Here is a 19,492-nt window from a genome sequence, read left to right as displayed (position 1 = left end):
CAGGAGGTTCCGGTGCTTGGGGTGCCCCACTGCAGACAGCGCATCGGCTTGAGGTGATCTGTAGGAGCCGGCTTGCTGGCGAACCGGATACGCCAAACGCCAACGATGTATCTGGACGGACGCGTTCGCCAGCAAGCCGGCTTCTCCAGAGTTGTGTCAGGCACCGGTACTCGTATGGGTACCCGCATCGCCAGTGGCACTGCCATCGGGCTGCGCATCATCCCGCCGCGCCAGCAGCGTATACACGCACGGCAGCACAAACAGCGTGAACAACGTCCCCACCGACATTCCTGTGGCAATCACCAGGCCGATGTCAAACCGGCTGACCGCGCCCGCGCCGGTGGCGAGAATCAGTGGCACCATGCCGAAGACCATCGCTGCGGTGGTCATCAACACGGGGCGCAGGCGAATCGCCGCCGCTTCTTCGACCGCTTCGCGCGCAGTCAGGCCCTTGTCGCGGCGTAGCTGATTGGCGAATTCGACGATCAGAATGCCGTGCTTGCTGATCAACCCGATCAGCGTGACCAGGCCCACCTGGGTATAGATGTTCAGCGACGAGATGCCGAGGAACAGCGGAATCAGCGCGCCACAGATCGACAGCGGCACAGTCACCAGAATCACCAGCGGATCGCGGAAGCTCTCGAACTGCGCCGCCAGCACCAGAAAAATGATCGCCAGGGCCAGGCCGAACGTGACCCACAGCGCATTGCCTTCCTGCACGTACTGGCGGGACGCGCCGGCGTAGTCATAGGCAAAACCCGGCGGCGATTCTTCGATAGCGATCTGTCTCACCAACTCAATCGCCTCAGCCTGACTCACCAGCGGGAAGCCTGAAATGATCGCCGAGTTGAGCTGCTGGAACTGATTGAGCTGCCGGGGCCTGGCCCGGTCGCTGACAGTGATCAGCGTCGACAACGGCAGCATCTTGCCGTCGGCGTTCTTGACGTAGTAATTCGCCAGCCAGGCCGGGTTGTCGCGGTAGGCCCGCTCAACCTGCGCGATGACCTTGTAGCTGCGCCCGTCGATGGTAAAGCGGTTGATTTCCGCCTCGCCGAGCAGCGTCGCCAGACTGCCGCCAAGGTCCTGCATCGACACGCCCATCTGCGCGGCTTTTGCGCGGTCGATGTCGACCACCACTTCCGGTTTGTCGAACGCCAGATCAACGTCCAGAAACGCGAATTTCCCCGAATCGGCGGCGCGTTTCTTGATGCGATCGGTCACCTCCAGCAGCGCGGCATAATCGCCGGGGGTGTTGATCACGAACTGAAACGGCAGCCCTTGGCCTGTGCCGGGCAACGACGGCAGGTTGAAGCCAAAAACCTGCAGCCCGGTGATGCCGTCGAGCTTGGCCTGCACCTGCGGCAGCAACTCCATTTGCGTGCGGCTGCGCTCATCCCATGGCTTGAGCAGGAAGCCGCCAATGCCGGTCTGCACCCCGTTGAAGCCGTTGATCTGGAACGACGAGTAATACTCCGGGAACGCTTTGAAAATGCTGATAAATTGGTCGGTGTATTTATTCATGTAATCGAGGTTGGTCGGCTGCGGTGCGGTCGCCATCATGAAGATGATGCCTTGGTCCTCGTCCGGCGCCAGTTGCGATTGGCTCAGCTTGAGAAACACCGGAATCAGGCACAGCACCAGCACCGCGAACACGATGACCACCGGCCGCGTATTCAACGTGCCATGGAGGACGCGCTGATAGCGGCCTTTCAGGCTTTCGAAGGCGTGATCGAGCTTGTGCGCAAGGCCGCTGGGGTTCTCGTCCCGGCGCAGGAGCACGGCGCACATCATTGGCGACAGGGTCAACGCGACGATCCCGGAGATCACCACCGCGCCGGCCAGCGTCAGCGCGAACTCCTTGAACAACGCACCGGTCAGTCCCTCCAGAAAACCGATGGGCGCATACACCGCTGCCAGCGTGATCGTCATCGACACCACCGGCATGGCGATCTCGCGAGCGCCCTCGATTGCCGCATCGAACGGCGTCTTGCCTTCCTCGATGTGCCGGTGAATGTTCTCCACCACCACGATGGCGTCGTCCACCACCAGACCGATGGCAAGGACCATCGCCAGCAGCGTCAGCAAATTGATCGAATAGCCCATCAGTTGCATGAAAAACAGCACGCCGATCATCGACAGCGGGATGGTGATCACCGGGATCAGCACCGAACGCAGGGCGCCCAGGAACAGGAACACCACGACGATGACGATGAGCACCGCTTCGATCAGGGTTTTCACCACTTCATGGATCGAGGCCTGAATGAACAGCGTGGCGTCGTAGGCGATGGACGCCTTGAGGCTCGGCGGTAACTGGGCTTCCAGCTCCGGCAGGATGCGCCGCACTTCCTTGATCACGTCCAGCGGGTTCGAGCTGGGCGTGCCCTTGATGCCGATGTACACCGACGGCGTGCCGTCGAACGAGCTGACCGTGTCGTAGTTCTCGGCGCCCATTTCCACCCGCGCCACATCGCCCAGCAGCACGCGGCTGTCGCCCACGGTCTTGAGCGGGATGGCCGCGAAGGTCTCGGGGGATTTCAGGTCGGTGCTGGCGTTGACGCTGGTGACCACGTACTCGCCCTTCACCTCGCCCGCAGCGGACAGGAAGTTGTACTTGCGCACGGCCTCGGTGACGTCGTTGGCGGTCAGGCCGAAACCGGCGAGCTTCACCGGATCGAGCCACAGGCGCATGGCGAACACCTGATTGCCCAGAATCTCCGCTTCGGCCATGCCCGGCAGGGTCGCCAGTTTCGGCTGAATGACCCGGGACAGGTAATCGGTGATCTGCGGGTTGCTCAGCTCGGCGCTGTAAAAGCTGATGTACATCAGCGCCGAGGCGTCGGCGGCTTCCTTGCTCAGCACCGGATCTTCAGCGTCCTGTGGGAGCTTGTTCTTGACCTCGTTGGCCTTGGCCAGCAGCTCGGTGTAGAGCCGATCGCTGTTGGAGCCGATGCGCGCATAGATGGAGATGACCGAGAAGTTCTGCCGACTGACCGAAGTCATGTAGTCGATGCCTTCGGCGCTCGCCAGACTCTGCTGCAGCGGCTGGGTGATGTAGCCCTGAATGGTTTCGGCGTTGGCGCCGGGGTAGGCCGTGGTCACGGTGATCAGGGCGTTTTCCATCTGCGGGTACTGGCGGATGGTCAGCTTGCTGAACGCCTGGAAACCCAGTAGCACGATCAACAGGCTGATCACGCTGGCGAGCACCGGGCGACGAATGAACGGGTCTGTAAAGGCCATGATCGGTTCCTTGATCAGTCCGCTTTGGGCTGACTGTTCTGTGCCGCCGGGGTGGCTTCAACCGCTGTCGCCGGTTCCGCTGCGATAGCAACAGCGGCGCCGTTATCCAGTTTGAGCTGGCCGCCGGTGACCACTTGCTCGCCGGCTTTCAATCCTTTGCTGATGATCACCCGCCCGCCCCGACGCTCGCCGGTCTCGACAAAGCGGCGCTCTACCATGAGCTGAGGCTCGCCCTTGCTGTTGTTTTCCGGTTGGCCGTCGGCGTTCTTTTTCGGCACGACGACGTAGACCGAGTTTCCGTACAGCGTGTAGGTGATCGTGCTTTCCGGCAGCACCAGTTGCGGCGTGTCCTGCCCGAGCAGCACTTGCAGGCTGGTGAACATGCCGGGCAGCAGTTGGCTGTCGGGGTTGGGCAGGGTGGCGCGAATCAGCACGTTGCGGGTGGTGTCTTCGACCTTGGGGTTGATGGCGCTGATGCGCGCGGTAAATACGCGCTCCGGGTAGGCCGCGACACTCACCTGCACCTGTTGGCCGAGGGCCAGTTTCGGCAGCATCTGCTCCGGCACGAAGAAGTCCGCGTACAGGCTGGTCAGGTCTTGAAGGGTGGCGATCACCGTGCCGCTGGCAAGGTAGTCGCCGACGTCAACCTGACGAATGCCGATGGTGCCGCTGAAGGGCGCAAGAATGCGCTTCTTCGCCAGGGAGGCGTTGAGTTGTGCGACGGTGGCGGCGGCCTTTTTCTGGGTGGCCGCGAGCTTGTCGAAGTCGCCCCGAGAGATGGCGGATTCGCCCACCAGTTTGCTGCCGCGTCCGTACTCGACCTGCGCCAGGCCGAGGTCCGCTTCGGCAGTGCCAAGCAGGGCTTTTTCCACATCGCTGTCGAGTTGCAACAGCGGCTGACCGACCTTGACCTTCTGGCCGGATTCAAACTGCACGGCCTTGACCGTGCCCGCGATTTCCAGCGACAGGTCCACGCCCTGCGATGCCTTGAGCGTGCCGATGGCCGGCAGACGATTCTGCCAGGGGCGCTCCGCGACCACGGCCACCGCGACATTGATCGGCGGCTTCGGCGCCGTGAATTGCTGGATCTGCTGATAGACCGAAAACGCCTTGTACCCGCTCAGGGCCAACACCACGATCAGGACAATGCCCAACATGATCAACATGCGGCGACGCAACATATTCCACTTCCTTGGAAAACCGATGAATCAGGCGAGCACGTTAGTCGTGTCGCGATTTAGTTGCCAGTGGCATTGAGCAAGACTTCCATTCCCGATCAAACCAGATGCAAATGGTTGTCCCACAACCCTGCCGGCAGCTCCAGCGGTTTGGCGACCAATACTGTCTGGCGGCAATCATAAAAACGGCAGCGGCCTTGGCCCGAGGTCACGACGAAGCCGTCCGCCACAGCGCCAACCCCGGCGCAGTCGGGCAGCGGTGCGTCGAGCTTCAATGCGCCGCTGTCCAGGTCCCAGATAAAGAAGCGATTGCCCCTCGGGGCGGTCAGTGCCACCAGTCGCAGGTCGTAATGAATGGCGACGCTGGCGGTGTAATGCGCCATCGCCTGCAACTGTTGATCTGCTACCGGAAACGCTTGAAACGCCTGGCCCGGCCGCTTGATCGCCAGCAACTCGGCGGATTCGTGGGAAGGCCCCATGAACTGCTGCCCCGCCACGATGGTGCCGTCGCTGGCGATCGCCATATGCCGCACGCTGTTCATCTGCTGCGACAACGTCTCTTTGCTCAGCAGCGTGCCATCGCGTTGCATCAGCACCAGACTGGGCTCCATGGCGTCGAGGTTCATTTCGACGCGGCTCTCGGCCTCGGTGCGAATGCCGCCGTTGGCGACTGCAAGGGTTTCGCCATCCGGCATCCATGACACCTGGTGGGGGCCTACGCCGTGGGTGGAAATCTCCCCGGTACGCTGCAGCCGCTCATCAACAAATCGATACACGCCCAACAGCCCACGGCCCGGTTCCGTCGTGTCGTTTTCGGTGGCGTACAGCCATTCGCCGTCCTTGTGAATGACCGCGTGGCCGTAGAAGTGTCGGTGGGGTTGCGAGGTGATGGTCTGCAGCAGACGACCATCGCGCAGGTCGATCAGGTAACTTTCGGTCCCCGGCCGGCGCGCGACGAACAGCGCGATCGGCAGGTTCGGGTGATTGATGATGTCGTGACAGCGCTGGGCGACGGCGGTGGCAAACACCTGCGAGCCGTCGACGCGATAACCCACGGCGAAGTGCTGGCCGTTGCCATCGTCCCGAGCGGACAGCAGCAGCGGGCTTTCACCTTTTTTCGCGAACAGTGTCCAGCCGCCAAACGTGACGGCGCTGAGCAGCAGGCTGCCCAGACCCAGAGCCTGACGTCGCAACATATCAGTCACCATCATTGGCGTTGAAGCCCAGTTGAATGCCCAACGCTTTGGCCAGTTCGCCTTCGTGCAAGCGATGAACCACGTTGAGGCTGTCGTAGAAAGCGTTGAGCTGTTGGCGGCCTTCTTCGGTGGCCAGCAGATCCCCGAGCGGCGGTTTCAGCGCGGCCAACTGGCGATTGCTCTCAGCGTAGGCGGCGTCGATCTTGTCGGCCAAGGGCTTCTGCTCCTTCGGCAACAGCCCGCGCAAGCCCTTGTTGTCGACGCCGGCCCAGACCGTCTGCGCACTCGCCAGACTCGCCTGCAAACTGCTGAGCGAGGCCTTGCTGCGCCAGGCTTCGGCCTGAAACGGCTGCGGCACGCCTTTGGTGCCACGACCGAGCGGGGTGCCGAGCTTTTTCTTCAACGAGTCCAGCGCAGTCACTTGCACGCGCAGCAATTCGGCAATGGCTTCGTGGGAGTCGGCGTAGCGCTGGTTGGGAAACTTGCTCAACTGAGCGAGCATGCCGTCGTTGCTGTTCCAGCTGTTGAGGATGTCTTCGGCCAGCGCTTTCTGACGCTCACCGATGGCCACCAGCAGCGGGCAGTAGCGGGCTTTCTGCTCGGCGTTGGCCATGTCGATGTCGGCGTCGAACAGGATGTATTCATACGCCGAGAGGCCCTGAACCACCACGCTGGATTTGCTTAGGGCGTCGGCGCTGATCTGCGGCTGTGCGGTGACCAGTTGTTCCACCTGACGACCGACAAGGTTTTTCTTGTCCGGCCAGAACTGAATCTGCCAGGCGCGATTGCCTTCGGCCAGCGGCCCGATCAGCAGCGGTTGCAGCTCGGCCCAGGCTTTTTGCGCGTGGAGGAAGTCGGCGCGGGCGGTGTCCAGGTCGGATTTGCCCTGGCAGTAGGACAGCGCACTGATCGCCAGCTGCCGGTCGGCATCGACCCAACGGCTGTAGGTCGGCAGGATGACCTGACTGGCGATGGCGGCAGACGTCACGGCTTGCGGGTCCGACGGCGCGCACGCACCCAGTGCCAGTGCGGCGAGGCTGGTGAGCAACAACTTGGGGCGGAACATGCCCGACTCCTTATCTTCAGAAATATGTTAGAGAGAATTCAAAAACGCCAGCAGCGCCGCGCGTTGCTCCGCGTCGAAGGCCAGCACCTGACGTTGCGCCGGCAGCGCCTCGCCGCCGTGCCAGAGCACGGCTTCCATCAGGTTGCGGGCGCGCCCGTCGTGCAGAAACTGCGTGTGGCCACTGACGGCTTGCGTCAGGCCGATGCCCCACAACGGCGGCGTGCGCCACTGCTGGCCGCTGGCCTGAAATTCGCTGAGATTGTCGGCCAGGCCTTCGCCCATGTCATGCAGCAACAGATCGGTGTAAGGGCGGATGACCTGATTCGCCAGCTCAGGCTCGGCGGCGTCGGCGGAGGTGGTGAATTGCGGCGTATGGCACTGCTGGCAGCCCGCCTTGAAAAACAGATTCTTGCCCGCCAGCACCTGCGGGTCGGCCACGTTCCGGCGCGTCGGAACGCCGAGGTTGCGGGTGTAGAAGGTGATCAGCCGCAGGATGTTGTCGCTGACTTCCGGCTCACCGTTCGGGCCGTTGCCATTGGGGGCTGCAAGGCACGCTGTCTGCGACGGCGTGCAATCGTCGACCGGCATGACGGTGGAAGTCAGGCCCATGTCACCCGCCAGTGCGTGGGCATTCTGCTGTTTGATGCTCGGCTGCGAGGCTTTCCAGCCGAAACGGCCGAGGACAGATTTCTGCTGCGCGTCGTCCCAGACCCAGTTGGGTTTGCCGGTGATGCCGGTGCCCTGTTCATCGTTCGGGTTGGCGTTGGCCAGAATTGCCGCCTGAGGAATGGCTTCCAGCAGCCCGAGGCCGATCATCGGCGGGGCGATGCGCGCGGAAGCTCGCGTCTGCGGGTGCATCGGGCCGTAACCGGGTTGGGTGATCTGCAGGGTAGGGCGGCGCAGATGCACCGGAGTGCCGTCGCGAAAATGCACGGTCATCGAATCGTAATCGACCCGAACCTTGCCTTCAGGCGTCACGCCGGGGATGGCCATGTCCTGCAGTTGCTTTCCGTACACAGGCTCGGGCGTCAGGCCCAACTGCTTGATGTGTTCGGCGAAAGTCGGATCGTCGGGAATCGACAGGCGCACCAGCATCGACACGGCGTTGTCTGCGCCAGGCTCGGGCGGGTGGCCGCGGCCGTCCTTGATGTGGCAGTTCTGGCAGGCGTTGGTGTTGAACAGCGGACCCAGACCGTCCCGCGCGGTGGTCGTTGAGGGGGCGATCACCCAGGGGTTGCGAAAGAAGCTGTTGCCGACGCTGAAGTCCAGCCGCCGGGCGGGCGACAGGTTGGCCGAAGGCATGGAAAACGCGTTGCGGTCGCTTTTGTTGACAGTGGTGGCGCCGCCAGAGCGCGACTCCCCCGGCTCGGCGGCGGTGAAACGCGGGGCGTCATCGCACCCACTCATGGCAAGCGCCATCAGCAGGAGAAACGAAGGACGAAGCCGCGCAGTCATACTGGTCCTGCAAAGGGGTGGAAATCGGGGCGAGCAAGCTTACCAGCCCCGTCTTTGATGAATAAGAGGGATTAGCGTTTGAAAGTCCTCTCGTAACGTGTTGTTACCAAATCATCCAACAGCAGCGATCCCTCTAAACTCACGCCCCGGCGATTTCCAGTGCCGGGTTTTCCACGAGCAGTTGCATCAGGCGCCGTTCGCCCTCGACCACCTTGAAGGACCGGTAATCGCCAATGCCGTCGAGCTGCCGTTCGCGTTCGCGGATCGCCAGCTCCTTGGCCCGCTCGTAGCCGTAATGCTCGACCCTGAACGACTTGGTGACACTGCTGCCGTTGCGCAGCGTGGTCCGCGCCACCCAATAGGCGATGCCGGTGTAACAGCGGTAATGCACCCCCGGATAGCCGCTGGTGTTGGTGGCGATGATGCGTTGACGGATGTCGCGGCTGAGCTTGGGCAAGTGGGCTAGCAGCAACTGGTCACGGCATGCGTCGGCGGCTAGTCGTGCCGGGTCACGGCCGCCGTAGCGGGAGAACGAAAACAGCCGGTTGAAGGTCCGGCCATCGCGGTAGATCGTCACCTTCCAGGCACGCGGGCCCTTGACGCCGACCAGCAGGTGGATACCGTAATCGTTGGCTTTGAGCTTACTGACGCGGCGCCTTTTATTGTTTCTCTTGGGCACTTTCTGTCTCCTCCTGGATAGGGTGGGGTCAAGGAAGTGCGCATGATCGGCGGCGCGGGATGCGTGTTCAATCCGACAAGGAGCGAACAGGAAATGCCCTACAACGCTTACAGACCGCTCCCCGGATACGGCCGTTTTGGTGGGGCTTTCGGGCTTCGATTGACGAAAAAAATGCCGACCCATGATGGGGTCGGCATTCGTTTGCAGTGGAGCCGACTTTCACTCCAGAAGTGGCGGCCCACCAAGTGTTGAAGCAGACGTGAAGCGGATCAGAACTCGTGGTCGGCGTTGTCCGGGTTCAGGTCGGTGATGCCCAGCTTGCCGGCCGATTGCTCGATGGCGCCGGTCTGTTTGACCAGCGCGGCGATGGCGTCGCGGACCACCTCGTTGCCCGCTGTATTGCCTGCCGCGATGAGCTGGTCGAAATGCTCACCCTTGTTGGCGTGGTCGACGATGACCTGCAGCTTTGCCTGGGTCGCGTCGAGGTCGGCGCGCACAGTCTGATCGGTCGTAGCGTCGGCCTTGGCCACTAGCGAAGACAGGCTTGGGCCAGTCACTTTGCTGCCGTCCACGCGGGTGTATTCGCCCAGATAAACGTTGCGGATGCCCAGGCCGTTATAGAAATGCGAGTTATGGGTGTTGTCGCTGAAGCAATCGTGCTCGTCCTCGCTGGAATTGGCCTCCAGCGCGACCTTCATGCGTTCGCCCGCCAGTTCACCCAGCGACAGGCTGCCCATGCCGAACAGCATTTTGCGCAGCCCGCTCTCTGCGGATTCTGCTTCCAGGGTGGCGCGGTAATTGTCGGCGACGCCCGGCTTCCAGTTGTTGACCATCTCTTCGAGGTCGCTGACCAGGAGGTCGGTGGCTGCTTTCAGGTAGGCGCGGCGGCGGTCGTTGTGGCCGCCGGTGCCGCCCTGGCCTTCGATGTAGTCGCTGGCCGGACGCTCGCCGGCGCCCGGGCCGGTGCCGTGAAGGTCCTGGCCCCAGAGCAGGAATTCGATGGCGTGATAACCGGTCGCCACGTTGGCCTCCGAACCACCGAGTTCGTTCAGGCTGGCGAGTTTTTCAGGGGTGATTTCGCTGACGTCGACTTTGTCCTCGCCCACTTGCACCGACTTGTTGGCGATGATGTTGGCGGTGGCGCCCGGGTTGCCGAGTGCGTGCTGGTAATCCTTGGCGACGTAGTCGATCAGGCCTTCGTCCAGCGGCCATGCGTTTACCTGACCTTCCCAGTCGTCGATGAGGGTGTTGCCGAAGCGGAACACTTCGCTCTGCATGTACGGCACGCGCGCCGCGACCCACGCTGTACGCGCTGCTTTCAGGGTCTGGTCATTGGGTGTGGCGAGGAAAGCGTCGACTGCCGTGCTGAGGTTTTTGGCAGTGGATTCGGCGTCGCTGAAGACGGCAAATACCATGTTGGCGTAGTTGGCGACCACTGCTTTGGTGGCGGCTTCGTTGGACTGGGCAGGTGCAGTGGCGGGGGGCGGCGCTGGCGCGGCGGCTGCGGCAGGTGCCGGGGCAGGCGCTGCGGCGGCGGGCTTGTCCTTGCCTTGATCACAACCGGCCAGAGCAATAGCGACAGCCAGCAGACTTGCGGTTGCCAGGGGCATACGAATCATGACGGAATCCTGCATCGAGAAGAGGTGTGAACGGTGGCGAACGCCAGAAAAATGCTGCGACATAATGCGAAAGATTTGCATTCTGTGTAAAGGCCATTTGCCCAGCCAGGCCGGAGGGAGATATTTCAAGCTGTTTCAAGGGGGGATTAAGCTGCGGCCTCAGACGGGCGGGGGGGAATTTCCGCAGCGGCTGCCTTCGTGTCGGAAAGCAGGCGTGCTACAGCGCCTCGCTGTGAGTGCGCTGGGCTTGCTTCAGGTAAACCAGCAGTTCCCGCGCCGGCAGTGGCTTGCTGTAGAAATAGCCCTGACCTTCGTGGCAACCCTCTGTAATGATGTACGCCTCTTGCTCGGCGGTCTCTACGCCTTCGGCAATCACCTGCATGCCCAGGCTTTTGCCGAGCTGGATGATGGCGCGCACGATCGTCGCGTCGTCATCGTCGTCGAGCAGGTCCTGCACAAAGCTCTTGTCGATCTTGATCTTGTCCAGCGGCAGGCTTTTCAGATAACTCAGCGATGAATAACCGGTGCCGAAATCATCGATGGCAATCAACGCCCCGGAGCGGCGCAGGCTCAACAGGTGCTGCGCAGCGGTGGTGATGTCTTCCATCAGGCCGGTTTCCGTCACCTCCAGTTCCAGGCTGCGGGGCGGCAGGCGGTAGATCTGCAGCAGGTTGTTCACCACCCGCGGCAGTTCGGCGTGGTGCAGCTGCACGGTGGACAGGTTCACCGCCATGCGCAGGTCGCTGAAGCCCTGATCGTGCCATTCGCGCAGCTGTTTGCAGGCCTGATCCAGCACCCACTCGCCGATGGCGATAATGGTGCCGTTCTGCTCGGCCAGCGGTATGAACAGGTCAGGCGGCACGAAGCCGTGTTCCGGGTGAATCCAGCGGATCAACGCCTCGACACCGACCACACTGTGATCGCGATAGCTGATCTGCGGCTGATAGACCAGATGAAACTGCTCGCGGGCCATGGCCTCGCGCAGGTCTTTTTCCAGCTCGCGACGACGTCGCATCTCGCTGTCGACGCTGGCGATATAAAACTGATAGCGATTGCGCGAGCGGGTCTTGGCCAGCGTCATGGTCTGTTCGGCTTTCTGCAGCAGCTTCTCAGTGCTGTCGCCATCTTCGGGGAACAGCGTGATGCCGATGGTGGCGCGCAGACGAATCTCTTGCTGATCGACGGCGAAGGGCGCTTCCAGGTCGTCGAGAATGTTCTGCGCCAGCTCGGCGGCTTCATAGGGCTGTTCGATATCGGCCTGAACCAGCGCAAACTGGTCGCCGCCCAAACGGGCAAGGGCGCCGAGGCGGCCGCTGTGGCTGCGCAATCGATCGGCGAGGGCCAGCAGCAACTGATCGCCGGCCTGATAACTGAATTGTTCGTTGATGCCTTTGAAGTCATCCAGACCGACGCATAACACGGCGACACGATGCTGCACTTTTCCGGAGTCGACGAGGATTTTGTCCAGTTGCTTCTGCAGTTGCAGCCGGTTGGGCAAACCGGTGAGGAAGTCGTATTGGGCCATCCGCAACAGGCTGGATTCAGCCTCGTGGCGCAGGGTGGTGTTGCGCTCGATGGACGCCAGCAGTTGGTTGGCCGTATTGACCCAGACACCCAGCTCGTTTTTTTCGTGGCCTTTGAGCAAGGGCAATTGGTGTTCGCTGGGGCGGTCGGGGTTGATGCTGGTCAGGTGCTCGATGATTCTCGACAGCGGTTTGGTCAGCAGCCAGTGGTAAACCAGGTACAGCACCAGACCCATCGCCAGCGCGCGCAATACGCCGGAGATGAAGATGATCAGTGAGTTGGTGAGAAAGGTTTCGCCGTAGGTGGCGGTGTCCAGGGTGATGCGCAGGTCGCCGTAATATTCGCTGTACGGGCTGCGGCCGACCAGTTGCGTGGTAAAGCTGCGTTCCTGGCCAAGGATCAGGTCGGTCAGCCAGCGTGTGGGGGTAGCTTCGAGGTCGCGGGATTTCTCGGCGAGCACCGTCTCGTTGGGATGACCGATGGACGCCAGGCGCACGGCTTTGTCCTGAAACAGCCCTTCGATGACCTGCATGCCCATTTCCCGGTCCAGGCTATAGACGGCCTGCGTCGACGGGTCGCGAAACATGTCGAGGATACGCGCCGCATCCGAGGCAACGGCCTGGCGGGTTTTGTACGCGTCGTAGACGATCTGTGCGCAACTGAGCACGACCCCCACGATCAGCGCTGAAAGCAGCACAACGCGAAGCAGCTTCACCGACAAGCTGTGTTTGAGTTCCAGCTTCAAATGGCCATTCCTTCATCCATGCTGATAGCGGGCTGACTGCGTGCAAGCACTGGCAATGCAGGCATTCGGATCAGGCGCTTCTGGCTTGCACGTGACCCCATCAATCGGGAAAACAGTTAATAGGCAGACCACTCAAGCTATCGGTACTGTGTCGGTCGTACACGGGGAAAACTTGAGCCCAGCCGTTTGAATCAGCACAAAATTTGATATTAGTCGGCTATCTCTTCCAGACAATACATAAACGACAAACAGAAGGCGAAAAAAAACCCGGACGTGCCGGGCTTTTTTTTATTCAAGCATTCAAGCATTCATCAGGCAGTGAAACTTTTGCCTTCGAACTGCTCGGCAACGAACTTCCAGTTAACCAGGTTCCAGAACGCCTCGACGTACTTTGGACGCAGGTTACGGTAGTCAATGTAGTAAGCGTGTTCCCAGACGTCGCAGGTCAGCAGCGGGGTGTCGCCGCTGGTGATCGGGTTGCCGGCGCCGATGGTGCTGGCCAGTGCCAGGGAGCCGTCAGCTTTCTTCACCAGCCAGCCCCAGCCGGAGCCGAAGGTGCCGATGGAAGTCTTGCTGAATTCTTCCTTGAACTTGTCGAAGGAGCCGAAAGCAGCGTTGATCGCGTCAGCCAGAGCGCCAGTCGGTTGGCCGCCGGCGTTTGGCGCCAGGCAGTTCCAGTAAAACGTGTGGTTCCAGACTTGAGCGGCGTTGTTGAAGATACCGCCCGAGGACGTCTTGACGATTTCTTCCAGAGTCTTGCCTTCGAACTCGGTGCCTGGCACCAGGTTGTTCAGGTTCACGACATAGGTGTTGTGGTGCTTGTCGTGGTGGTATTCCAGAGTTTCCTTGGAGATGTGCGGTGCCAGAGCATCATGTGCGTACGGCAGCGGAGGCAATTCAAAAGCCATGGTAATTCTCCTAATCAGGTCAGTTGCGGTTTGCGCAAGGCCGATCACGGGCGGCCAGACAGAACTTACGCTGGCGAGTTTGTACTCTTTGCAGCGCAGGGGCTGGATCATAGCACCGGCCCCTGACCTTAACCACGCAACAACTGTGTGGGATAGAGGTTCCAGAGCGATGCGCTGAAATGCGCGCCGGCCAGACCGCTGTTCACGCCGTTCTGATCAATTGCACCGCCACGCTGAACATCATCACCGCGACCATCAGGTCCAGCAGGCGCCAGGTCGCCGGGCGCGCGAGCCACGGGGCCAGCCAGGCGGCGCCGATCGCCAGCGTTGAAAACCACAACACCGAAGCGCTTGCTGCCCCGGCCACATAGGCGCCCGGCACCGCTTGCTGCGCGCCGAGCGAGCCGATCAGCAGCACCGTATCGAGATAAACATGCGGGTTCAGCAGCGTCACCGCCAAGGCGGTCAGCAACACAGCGCGGCGTGAACGCTGGCCGTCGGCGTCGCCCTCCGCGAGGCTCTGCGGGGATAACGCGCGGCGCAGCGCCATGGCGCCGTACCACAACAGAAACACTACGCCGCCCCAACGTGCCACCGCGAGAAGCGTGGGGTTGTGGGCCAGCACGTTGGCCAGCCCGAACACCCCGGCCGCCACTAATATGACGTCGCACACGATGCACAGCAGCGCGACGGACACGTGGTGCTCACGACGCAGACTTTGCGCCAGCACGTAGGCGTTCTGGGTGCCGATGGCCATGATCAGCCCGAGGGAAACCAGCAGGCCGTTGAGGTAGCTTTGCCACATGATGTCGGGCCTCGATCAGTTCAGGAATGGGCGGGATCAGGCGTTCGTGGCCAGTGCGCGCAAGGTGGTCATGGCCTTCAGCGCGTCGTCCTTACCCACGAAAAGATGGTCGTGGTAAAAGCCTGCGACCACGTTGCAACTGATGCCCGCCTGGCCCAGTGCACTGGCGAATGCTGCGGTCAGCCCGACTGCCGCGAGAGAGGAGTGAACGGTCAGGGTGATCCAGGCCATGACGTAATCGCTGGCCAGGCCCAGTTGCTGCGCTTGGCTGCGTTCGAGTATGACGGTCAGGCCTTCGCGCTCTCGGAAGCTGCCGATCACCTCGACGCCCTGTACGTGGCTGCCGTCAGCCACGGTGCAGAAGACGTAATCACCTACATTCAGTTCGGGGTCCATGCTGCGCAGCAACGCGCTGAGGGAGGTTTCGCCAGTCATTGATATTTCGCCGTTAGGTTAGGGGGGTGCCGTGAATCAGTGTTGGCGATTGTCAGCCGAGAGCAGGTATAAGAAAAACCAATAAAGCTCATCACCCATTAGGAAAACTGATGTTTGACTACAAATTGCTTTCCGCGCTGGCGGCGGTGATCGAGCAAGCCGGCTTCGAGCGTGCCGCTCAGGTGCTCGGCCTTTCGCAGTCGGCGGTGTCCCAACGTATCAAGCTGCTGGAAGCGCGGGTCGGCCAGCCAGTGCTGGTCCGGGCGACGCCGCCCATCCCGACAGATATCGGCCGGCGGTTGCTCAACCATGTTCAGCAGGTGCGCTTGCTGGAGCGGGACTTGCAAAGCGTGGTGCCGGCGCTGGACGAAGGCGGCATGCCCGAGCGTTTGCGCATCGCGCTGAACGCCGACAGCCTGGCGACCTGGTGGGCCCTCGCGGTCGGTGACTTCTGTGCCGAGCATCGACTGCTCACCGACCTGGTGGTCGAGGATCAGGACGTCGGCCTCAAACGCATGCGCGCCGGTGAAGTGGCCGCGTGTTTGTGTGGCAGTGAACGGCCAGTGGCGGGAGCGCGGAGTCTATTGCTTGGCGCCATGCGTTATCGGGCGTTGGCCAGCCCTGACTTTATTGATCGGCATTTCCCACAGGGCGTGACGCCGCAGGCGGTGGCCCGATCGCCCGCGCTGGTATTCGGCCCGGATGATTTCCTGCAGCACCGCTACCTCGCTTCGCTGGGGGTCGAAGGCGGTTTCGAGCATCATTTGTGTCCGTCGTCCGAAGGTTTCACGCGCATGGTCGAAGCCGGAATGGGCTGGGGGCTGGTGCCGGAATTGCAGGTCCGTGCGCAGTTGGCGAGCGGTCAATTGGTCGAGTTGCTGGCCGATCACTGCATTGATGTGCCGTTGTACTGGCATCATTGGCGCAATGGCGGCCGGTTGCTGACGGAGCTGACGGACCATCTGGCGAAAAAGGCGGGGCAATGGCTGGTGCCGTTGGCGCCTGAGTGAACGTCAGTAGTCGACGCAGCAGAGTGTAGGATCGGTCGCAGAACAGCCGCGGCGATCACGGGTAAAAGATGATTAAACGGAGCAGGCAATGAAAATTCTGGTCACCGGCGCAGGCGGCTTCATCGGCGGACGCTTCGCGCGTTTCGCGCTGGAGCAAGGCTTGAGCGTCCGGGTCAACGGCCGTCGTGCTGAGGGTGTCGAGCATCTGGTACGGCGCGGCGCCGAGTTCATTCAGGGCGACCTCTGCGATCCCGAGCTTGTTCATGCGCTGTGTGACGACATTGAAGCCGTGGTCCATTGCGCGGGTGCGGTGGGGACGTGGGGACGACGCCAGGACTTCCACCAGGGCAATGTTCAGGTCACCGAAAACGTCGTCGAAGCATGCCTGAAACAAAGAGTCCGGCGGCTGGTGCATCTGTCTTCGCCGTCGATCTATTTCGATGGCCGATCGCACCTCGATATCCGCGAGGAGCAAGTGCCCAAGCGCTTTGGCAATCACTACGCCGCGACCAAATACCTGGCCGAGCAGAAGGTGTTTGGTGCCGAAGAGTTCGGTCTGGAAGTCATCGCCTTGCGCCCGCGTTTTGTGACGGGCGCGGGTGACACGAGTATTTTCCCGCGACTGCTGCAGATGCAGCAGAAGAAGCGTTTGTCGATCATCGGCAACGGCTTGAACAAGGTCGATTTCACCAGCATCCAAAACCTCAATGAAGCGCTGCTCAGCAGCCTGCTTGCCGCAGGGTCAGCGCTGGGCAAGGCTTACAACATCAGTAATGGCGCGCCGGTCCCTCTCTGGGACGTGGTCAATTACGTCATGCGCCAGATGGAATTGCCGCCGGTAAGGCGTTATCGGTCTTACGGCCTGGCGTACACCGCCGCAGCCATGAACGAGGCGGCGTGCCTGATCTGGCCGGGGCAACCTGAACCGACGCTGTCGCGCATCGGGATGCAGGTGATGACCCGGGATTTCACGCTTGATATCAATCGCGCCAGGCATTATCTGGATTACCAGCCCGACGTCAGCGTGTGGACCGCCCTGGACGAGTTCTGCGGCTGGTGGAAAGCCCAGCACGGCGGCGCGTTGTAAAAGGCGTCAACATCCGTGGTTATACTGCGAGCCATTCAGATTCAGCGATTTTTTCAAAGGTAAAACCATGCGCAAAGATCCCTATGACGACGTCGATGACGTCCCGAGCCTCAGCGCCAAAGACGATGACGATGATTTTCTGCCGCCGCCGGGCGCCCGCGAGCGCACGACCGTGTATTCGCGCGATACGCCGGTGGTGAAGGTGAAGGCGCCCGGTACCGGCGCCTTGTGGGCGTTGATCTGTGTGCTGTTTATCGCGTTTTGCGGCCTGGGCTGGTGGAGTTTTCAGCAGGTCTCGTTGATGGAACAGCAGCTGGTGGCGACGCAGGAAAGTTTCGCGCGGATCAGTGAAGAAGCGGCGGGGCGCTTGCAGGATATCTCCGGCAAGGTGGTGGCGACCGAGTCGATGGCGAGCAGCAGTGAGGCGTTGAAGGCGCAGATCAAGCAGTTGCAGGATCAGTTGGCGGATCAGAGCAAGCAGCAGCAGGGTGTGGCGGGTTTGCAGGGCGGGCTGGACAAGCGGCTGGAGCAGATCAGCACGCAGAGTGCCCAGCAGCAGTCAGTCAATCAGCAGTTGCAGGATCAGTTGAAGGCGGTGGCGACTGAGCTGGCGGCGTTGAAGGCGGCGGTGCCGGATGGCAAGTCGATTCAGGCTGAGCAGGAGCGGCTGGAGACGCAGCTGAAGGGTTTGACTGCGGATGTGGCGGGTCTGAAAAAGGCGAACGGCAGTCAGGCGATCGAGCAGCTTGAGCAGGATATGGTGGTGGTGAAGAGTGAGTTGGAGAATCGTCCGGCGGCGGCTGCTTCATCGGGGGCGAGTCTGCAGGAGTTTGATGCGTTTCGTGCGCAGATGACGCGGACGATTAATACGTTGCAGAGTCAGATTCAGACGTTGTCGCAGCAGATGAATGCGCGGGGGCAATGATTCGGGTAGTCCTGGATGACGGCGTGTATATCCATTATCGCGGTGTTGCTGAGTGTGGTTCCGCCCTTACGGCGGGTCACTTTTTCCAAGAGCCGAAAAAGTAACCAAAAAGGCCCTGCTCCTGGTTTGGCCCTTCCTTCGTCAGGGTTCCTTCACTCCGGTCCCGCTCCGTGGGCCCGCGCCGAACGGACATCCATGTCCTGACGGCGCTCTCGCCGCATCCATGCGGCTCGGCCCACTGCGCGAAACCTGCGTTCAGCCTGCACCCAAGTCGCGTTTGGCGGTGACTGGGCTTTTTGCGCAGGAAGATCAAAAGCAGATCAAAAGCAGATCAAGCGCTTCCCGGCTGAAGCCGGTCCTACGGTGGTCGCCGCCGGTCCCACTGACTGCACGCATCGCTTTTCGTGGGACCGGCTTTAGCCGGGAAGGGGCCAGTGAGTGCGACATCAGTTTTATTGGTAAAACCGGCCTGATCGTTCCCACGCTCCGCGTGGGTATGCACTCCGTGACGCTCCGCATCCGTCCCGCTTACAGCGTCGGGTAATCCACATAGCCTTCGGCGCCCTTGGCGTAGAAGGTTTCAGGACGAGGCTCGTTGAGCGGGGCATCCTTGGCCAGACGTGCCGGCAGGTCGGGATTGGCGATGAAAGGCACGCCGAAGGCGACGGCGTCTGCCTTGCCGCTGGCGAGCCAGGCGTTGGCGCTTTCTTTGGTGAATTTCTCGTTGGCGATGAACACGCCGCCGAAGGCTTCTTTCAGGCGTGGGCCGAGGCTATCGTCGAGCTCACGTTCGCGGGCGCAGATGAAGGCGATGCCGCGTTTGCCGAGTTCGCTGGCGACGTAGGTGAAGGTCTCGGCCAGGTTGGCGTCGCCCATGTCGTGCGCGTCGGCGCGGGGTGCCAGGTGCACGCCGACACGGCCAGCGCCCCAGACTTCAACGGCGGCGTCGGTCACTTCCAGCAGCAGCCGGGCGCGGTTTTCCAGCGAGCCGCCGTAGGCATCGGTGCGGGTGTTGGTGCTGGTTTGCAGGAACTGGTCGAGCAGGTAACCGTTGGCGCCATGGATCTCGACGCCGTCGAAGCCGGCGGCCTTGGCGTTTTCGGCACCGACGCGGTAGGCATCGACGATTTCCTCGATTTCCGCCAGTTCCAGCGCGCGCGGGGTGACGAAGTCAGACAGCGGACGCACCAGGCTCACGTGGCCTTTTGGCTGGATGGCGCTCGGCGCAACCGGGGTTTCGCCGTTCAGGTAAGTCGGGTGCGAAACGCGACCCACGTGCCACAGTTGCAGCACGATCTTGCCGCCGGCCGCGTGCACGGCTTTAGTGATGTTGGCCCAGCCGCGCACTTGGTCGTTGGACCAGATGCCCGGGGTGTCGGGGTAGCCAACGCCCATCGGCGTGACCGACGTCGCTTCGCTGATGATCAGGCCGGCCGAGGCGCGCTGAACGTAGTATTCGGCCATCAGCGCGTTGGGTACGCGGCCTTCGTCGGCGCGGCAGCGGGTCAGCGGCGCCATGACGATCCGGTTGGACAGTTCCAGGTCGCCCATCTTGATCGGGTCAAAAATCGTGGTCATGGGACAAAAATCCTCAGTGCAATGAGTAATGGGTGGATCCGCAGG

The 19,492-nt window shown here is 61.7% G+C and carries 15 protein-coding genes; 3 read left to right on the top strand and 12 right to left on the bottom strand.

What is annotated here, in order from left to right; genetic code table 11:
• Positions 1-156: 156 nt before the first annotated feature.
• From L4G42_RS10630 to L4G42_RS10580, 11 genes are all read right to left on the bottom strand, one after another.
• Positions 157-3,237 (bottom strand): multidrug efflux RND transporter permease subunit, encoded by a 3,081-nt coding sequence (locus L4G42_RS10630; protein WP_237250789.1) that lies wholly within the window; start codon positions 3,235-3,237, stop codon positions 157-159.
• 14 nt (positions 3,238-3,251) lie between these two features.
• Positions 3,252-4,418 carry an efflux RND transporter periplasmic adaptor subunit gene (locus L4G42_RS10625; RefSeq protein WP_237259576.1) on the bottom strand — a complete coding sequence of 389 codons (1,167 nt, stop codon included), beginning with the start codon at positions 4,416-4,418 and terminating at the stop codon, positions 3,252-3,254.
• A gap of 95 nt (positions 4,419-4,513) precedes the next feature.
• Complete coding sequence (locus L4G42_RS10620; protein WP_237260801.1) at positions 4,514-5,611, bottom strand: DUF1513 domain-containing protein; 1,098 nt, start codon at positions 5,609-5,611, stop codon at positions 4,514-4,516.
• A gap of 1 nt (position 5,612) precedes the next feature.
• A complete protein-coding gene (locus L4G42_RS10615) occupies positions 5,613-6,677 on the bottom strand; it encodes an imelysin family protein (RefSeq protein ID WP_237250792.1) in 1,065 nt (354 codons plus the stop codon).
• 27 nt (positions 6,678-6,704) lie between these two features.
• Positions 6,705-8,132: a di-heme oxidoreductase family protein gene (locus L4G42_RS10610; RefSeq protein WP_237250793.1), complete on the bottom strand. Its 1,428-nt coding sequence runs from the start codon at positions 8,130-8,132 to the stop codon at positions 6,705-6,707.
• Between the two features lie 139 nt (positions 8,133-8,271).
• Complete coding sequence (locus L4G42_RS10605) at positions 8,272-8,811, bottom strand: AP2/ERF family transcription factor (RefSeq protein WP_237250794.1); 540 nt, start codon at positions 8,809-8,811, stop codon at positions 8,272-8,274.
• A 269-nt stretch (positions 8,812-9,080) separates the two neighbouring features.
• Positions 9,081-10,430, bottom strand: coding sequence for an imelysin family protein (locus tag L4G42_RS10600; RefSeq protein ID WP_237250795.1), 1,350 nt, complete (start codon positions 10,428-10,430; stop codon positions 9,081-9,083).
• A gap of 217 nt (positions 10,431-10,647) precedes the next feature.
• Positions 10,648-12,699: a putative bifunctional diguanylate cyclase/phosphodiesterase gene (locus tag L4G42_RS10595; protein ID WP_237250796.1), complete on the bottom strand. Its 2,052-nt coding sequence runs from the start codon at positions 12,697-12,699 to the stop codon at positions 10,648-10,650.
• A 311-nt stretch (positions 12,700-13,010) separates the two neighbouring features.
• Positions 13,011-13,607: a superoxide dismutase gene (locus L4G42_RS10590; protein WP_065992213.1), complete on the bottom strand. Its 597-nt coding sequence runs from the start codon at positions 13,605-13,607 to the stop codon at positions 13,011-13,013.
• A 202-nt stretch (positions 13,608-13,809) separates the two neighbouring features.
• Positions 13,810-14,412 carry a LysE/ArgO family amino acid transporter gene (locus L4G42_RS10585; protein ID WP_237250797.1) on the bottom strand — a complete coding sequence of 201 codons (603 nt, stop codon included), beginning with the start codon at positions 14,410-14,412 and terminating at the stop codon, positions 13,810-13,812.
• Positions 14,413-14,448: 36 nt separating this feature from the next.
• The gene (locus L4G42_RS10580; protein ID WP_237250798.1) at positions 14,449-14,847 is read right to left on the bottom strand and encodes an ACT domain-containing protein; all 399 of its coding nucleotides are present in this window, start codon (positions 14,845-14,847) and stop codon (positions 14,449-14,451) included.
• 110 nt (positions 14,848-14,957) lie between these two features.
• Between L4G42_RS10580 and L4G42_RS10575 the strand changes: the two genes are divergently transcribed.
• The 3 genes from L4G42_RS10575 (at position 14,958) to L4G42_RS10565 (ending at position 17,869) form a co-directional block, all read left to right on the top strand.
• Positions 14,958-15,857, top strand: coding sequence for a LysR family transcriptional regulator ArgP (locus tag L4G42_RS10575; RefSeq protein ID WP_237250799.1), 900 nt, complete (start codon positions 14,958-14,960; stop codon positions 15,855-15,857).
• Between the two features lie 88 nt (positions 15,858-15,945).
• Entirely contained in the window at positions 15,946-16,944 is a 999-nt protein-coding gene (locus L4G42_RS10570) for an NAD-dependent epimerase/dehydratase family protein (RefSeq protein ID WP_237250800.1), read from the top strand.
• A 67-nt stretch (positions 16,945-17,011) separates the two neighbouring features.
• Entirely contained in the window at positions 17,012-17,869 is an 858-nt protein-coding gene (locus L4G42_RS10565; RefSeq protein WP_237250801.1) for an ATPase, read from the top strand.
• Positions 17,870-18,397: 528 nt separating this feature from the next.
• Here the strand turns inward: L4G42_RS10565 and L4G42_RS10560 are convergent.
• Positions 18,398-19,447, bottom strand: a complete 1,050-nt coding sequence (locus L4G42_RS10560) for an alkene reductase (RefSeq protein WP_237250465.1) — start codon at positions 19,445-19,447, stop codon at positions 18,398-18,400.
• Positions 19,448-19,492 lie beyond the last annotated feature (45 nt).

It is taken from the genome of Pseudomonas petrae (genome assembly GCF_021728295.1).
GTDB lineage: Bacteria > Pseudomonadota > Gammaproteobacteria > Pseudomonadales > Pseudomonadaceae > Aquipseudomonas > Aquipseudomonas petrae.
The sequence above is the reverse complement of the archived record's forward strand: the minus strand, read 5'-3'. Positions and strand labels throughout refer to the sequence as shown.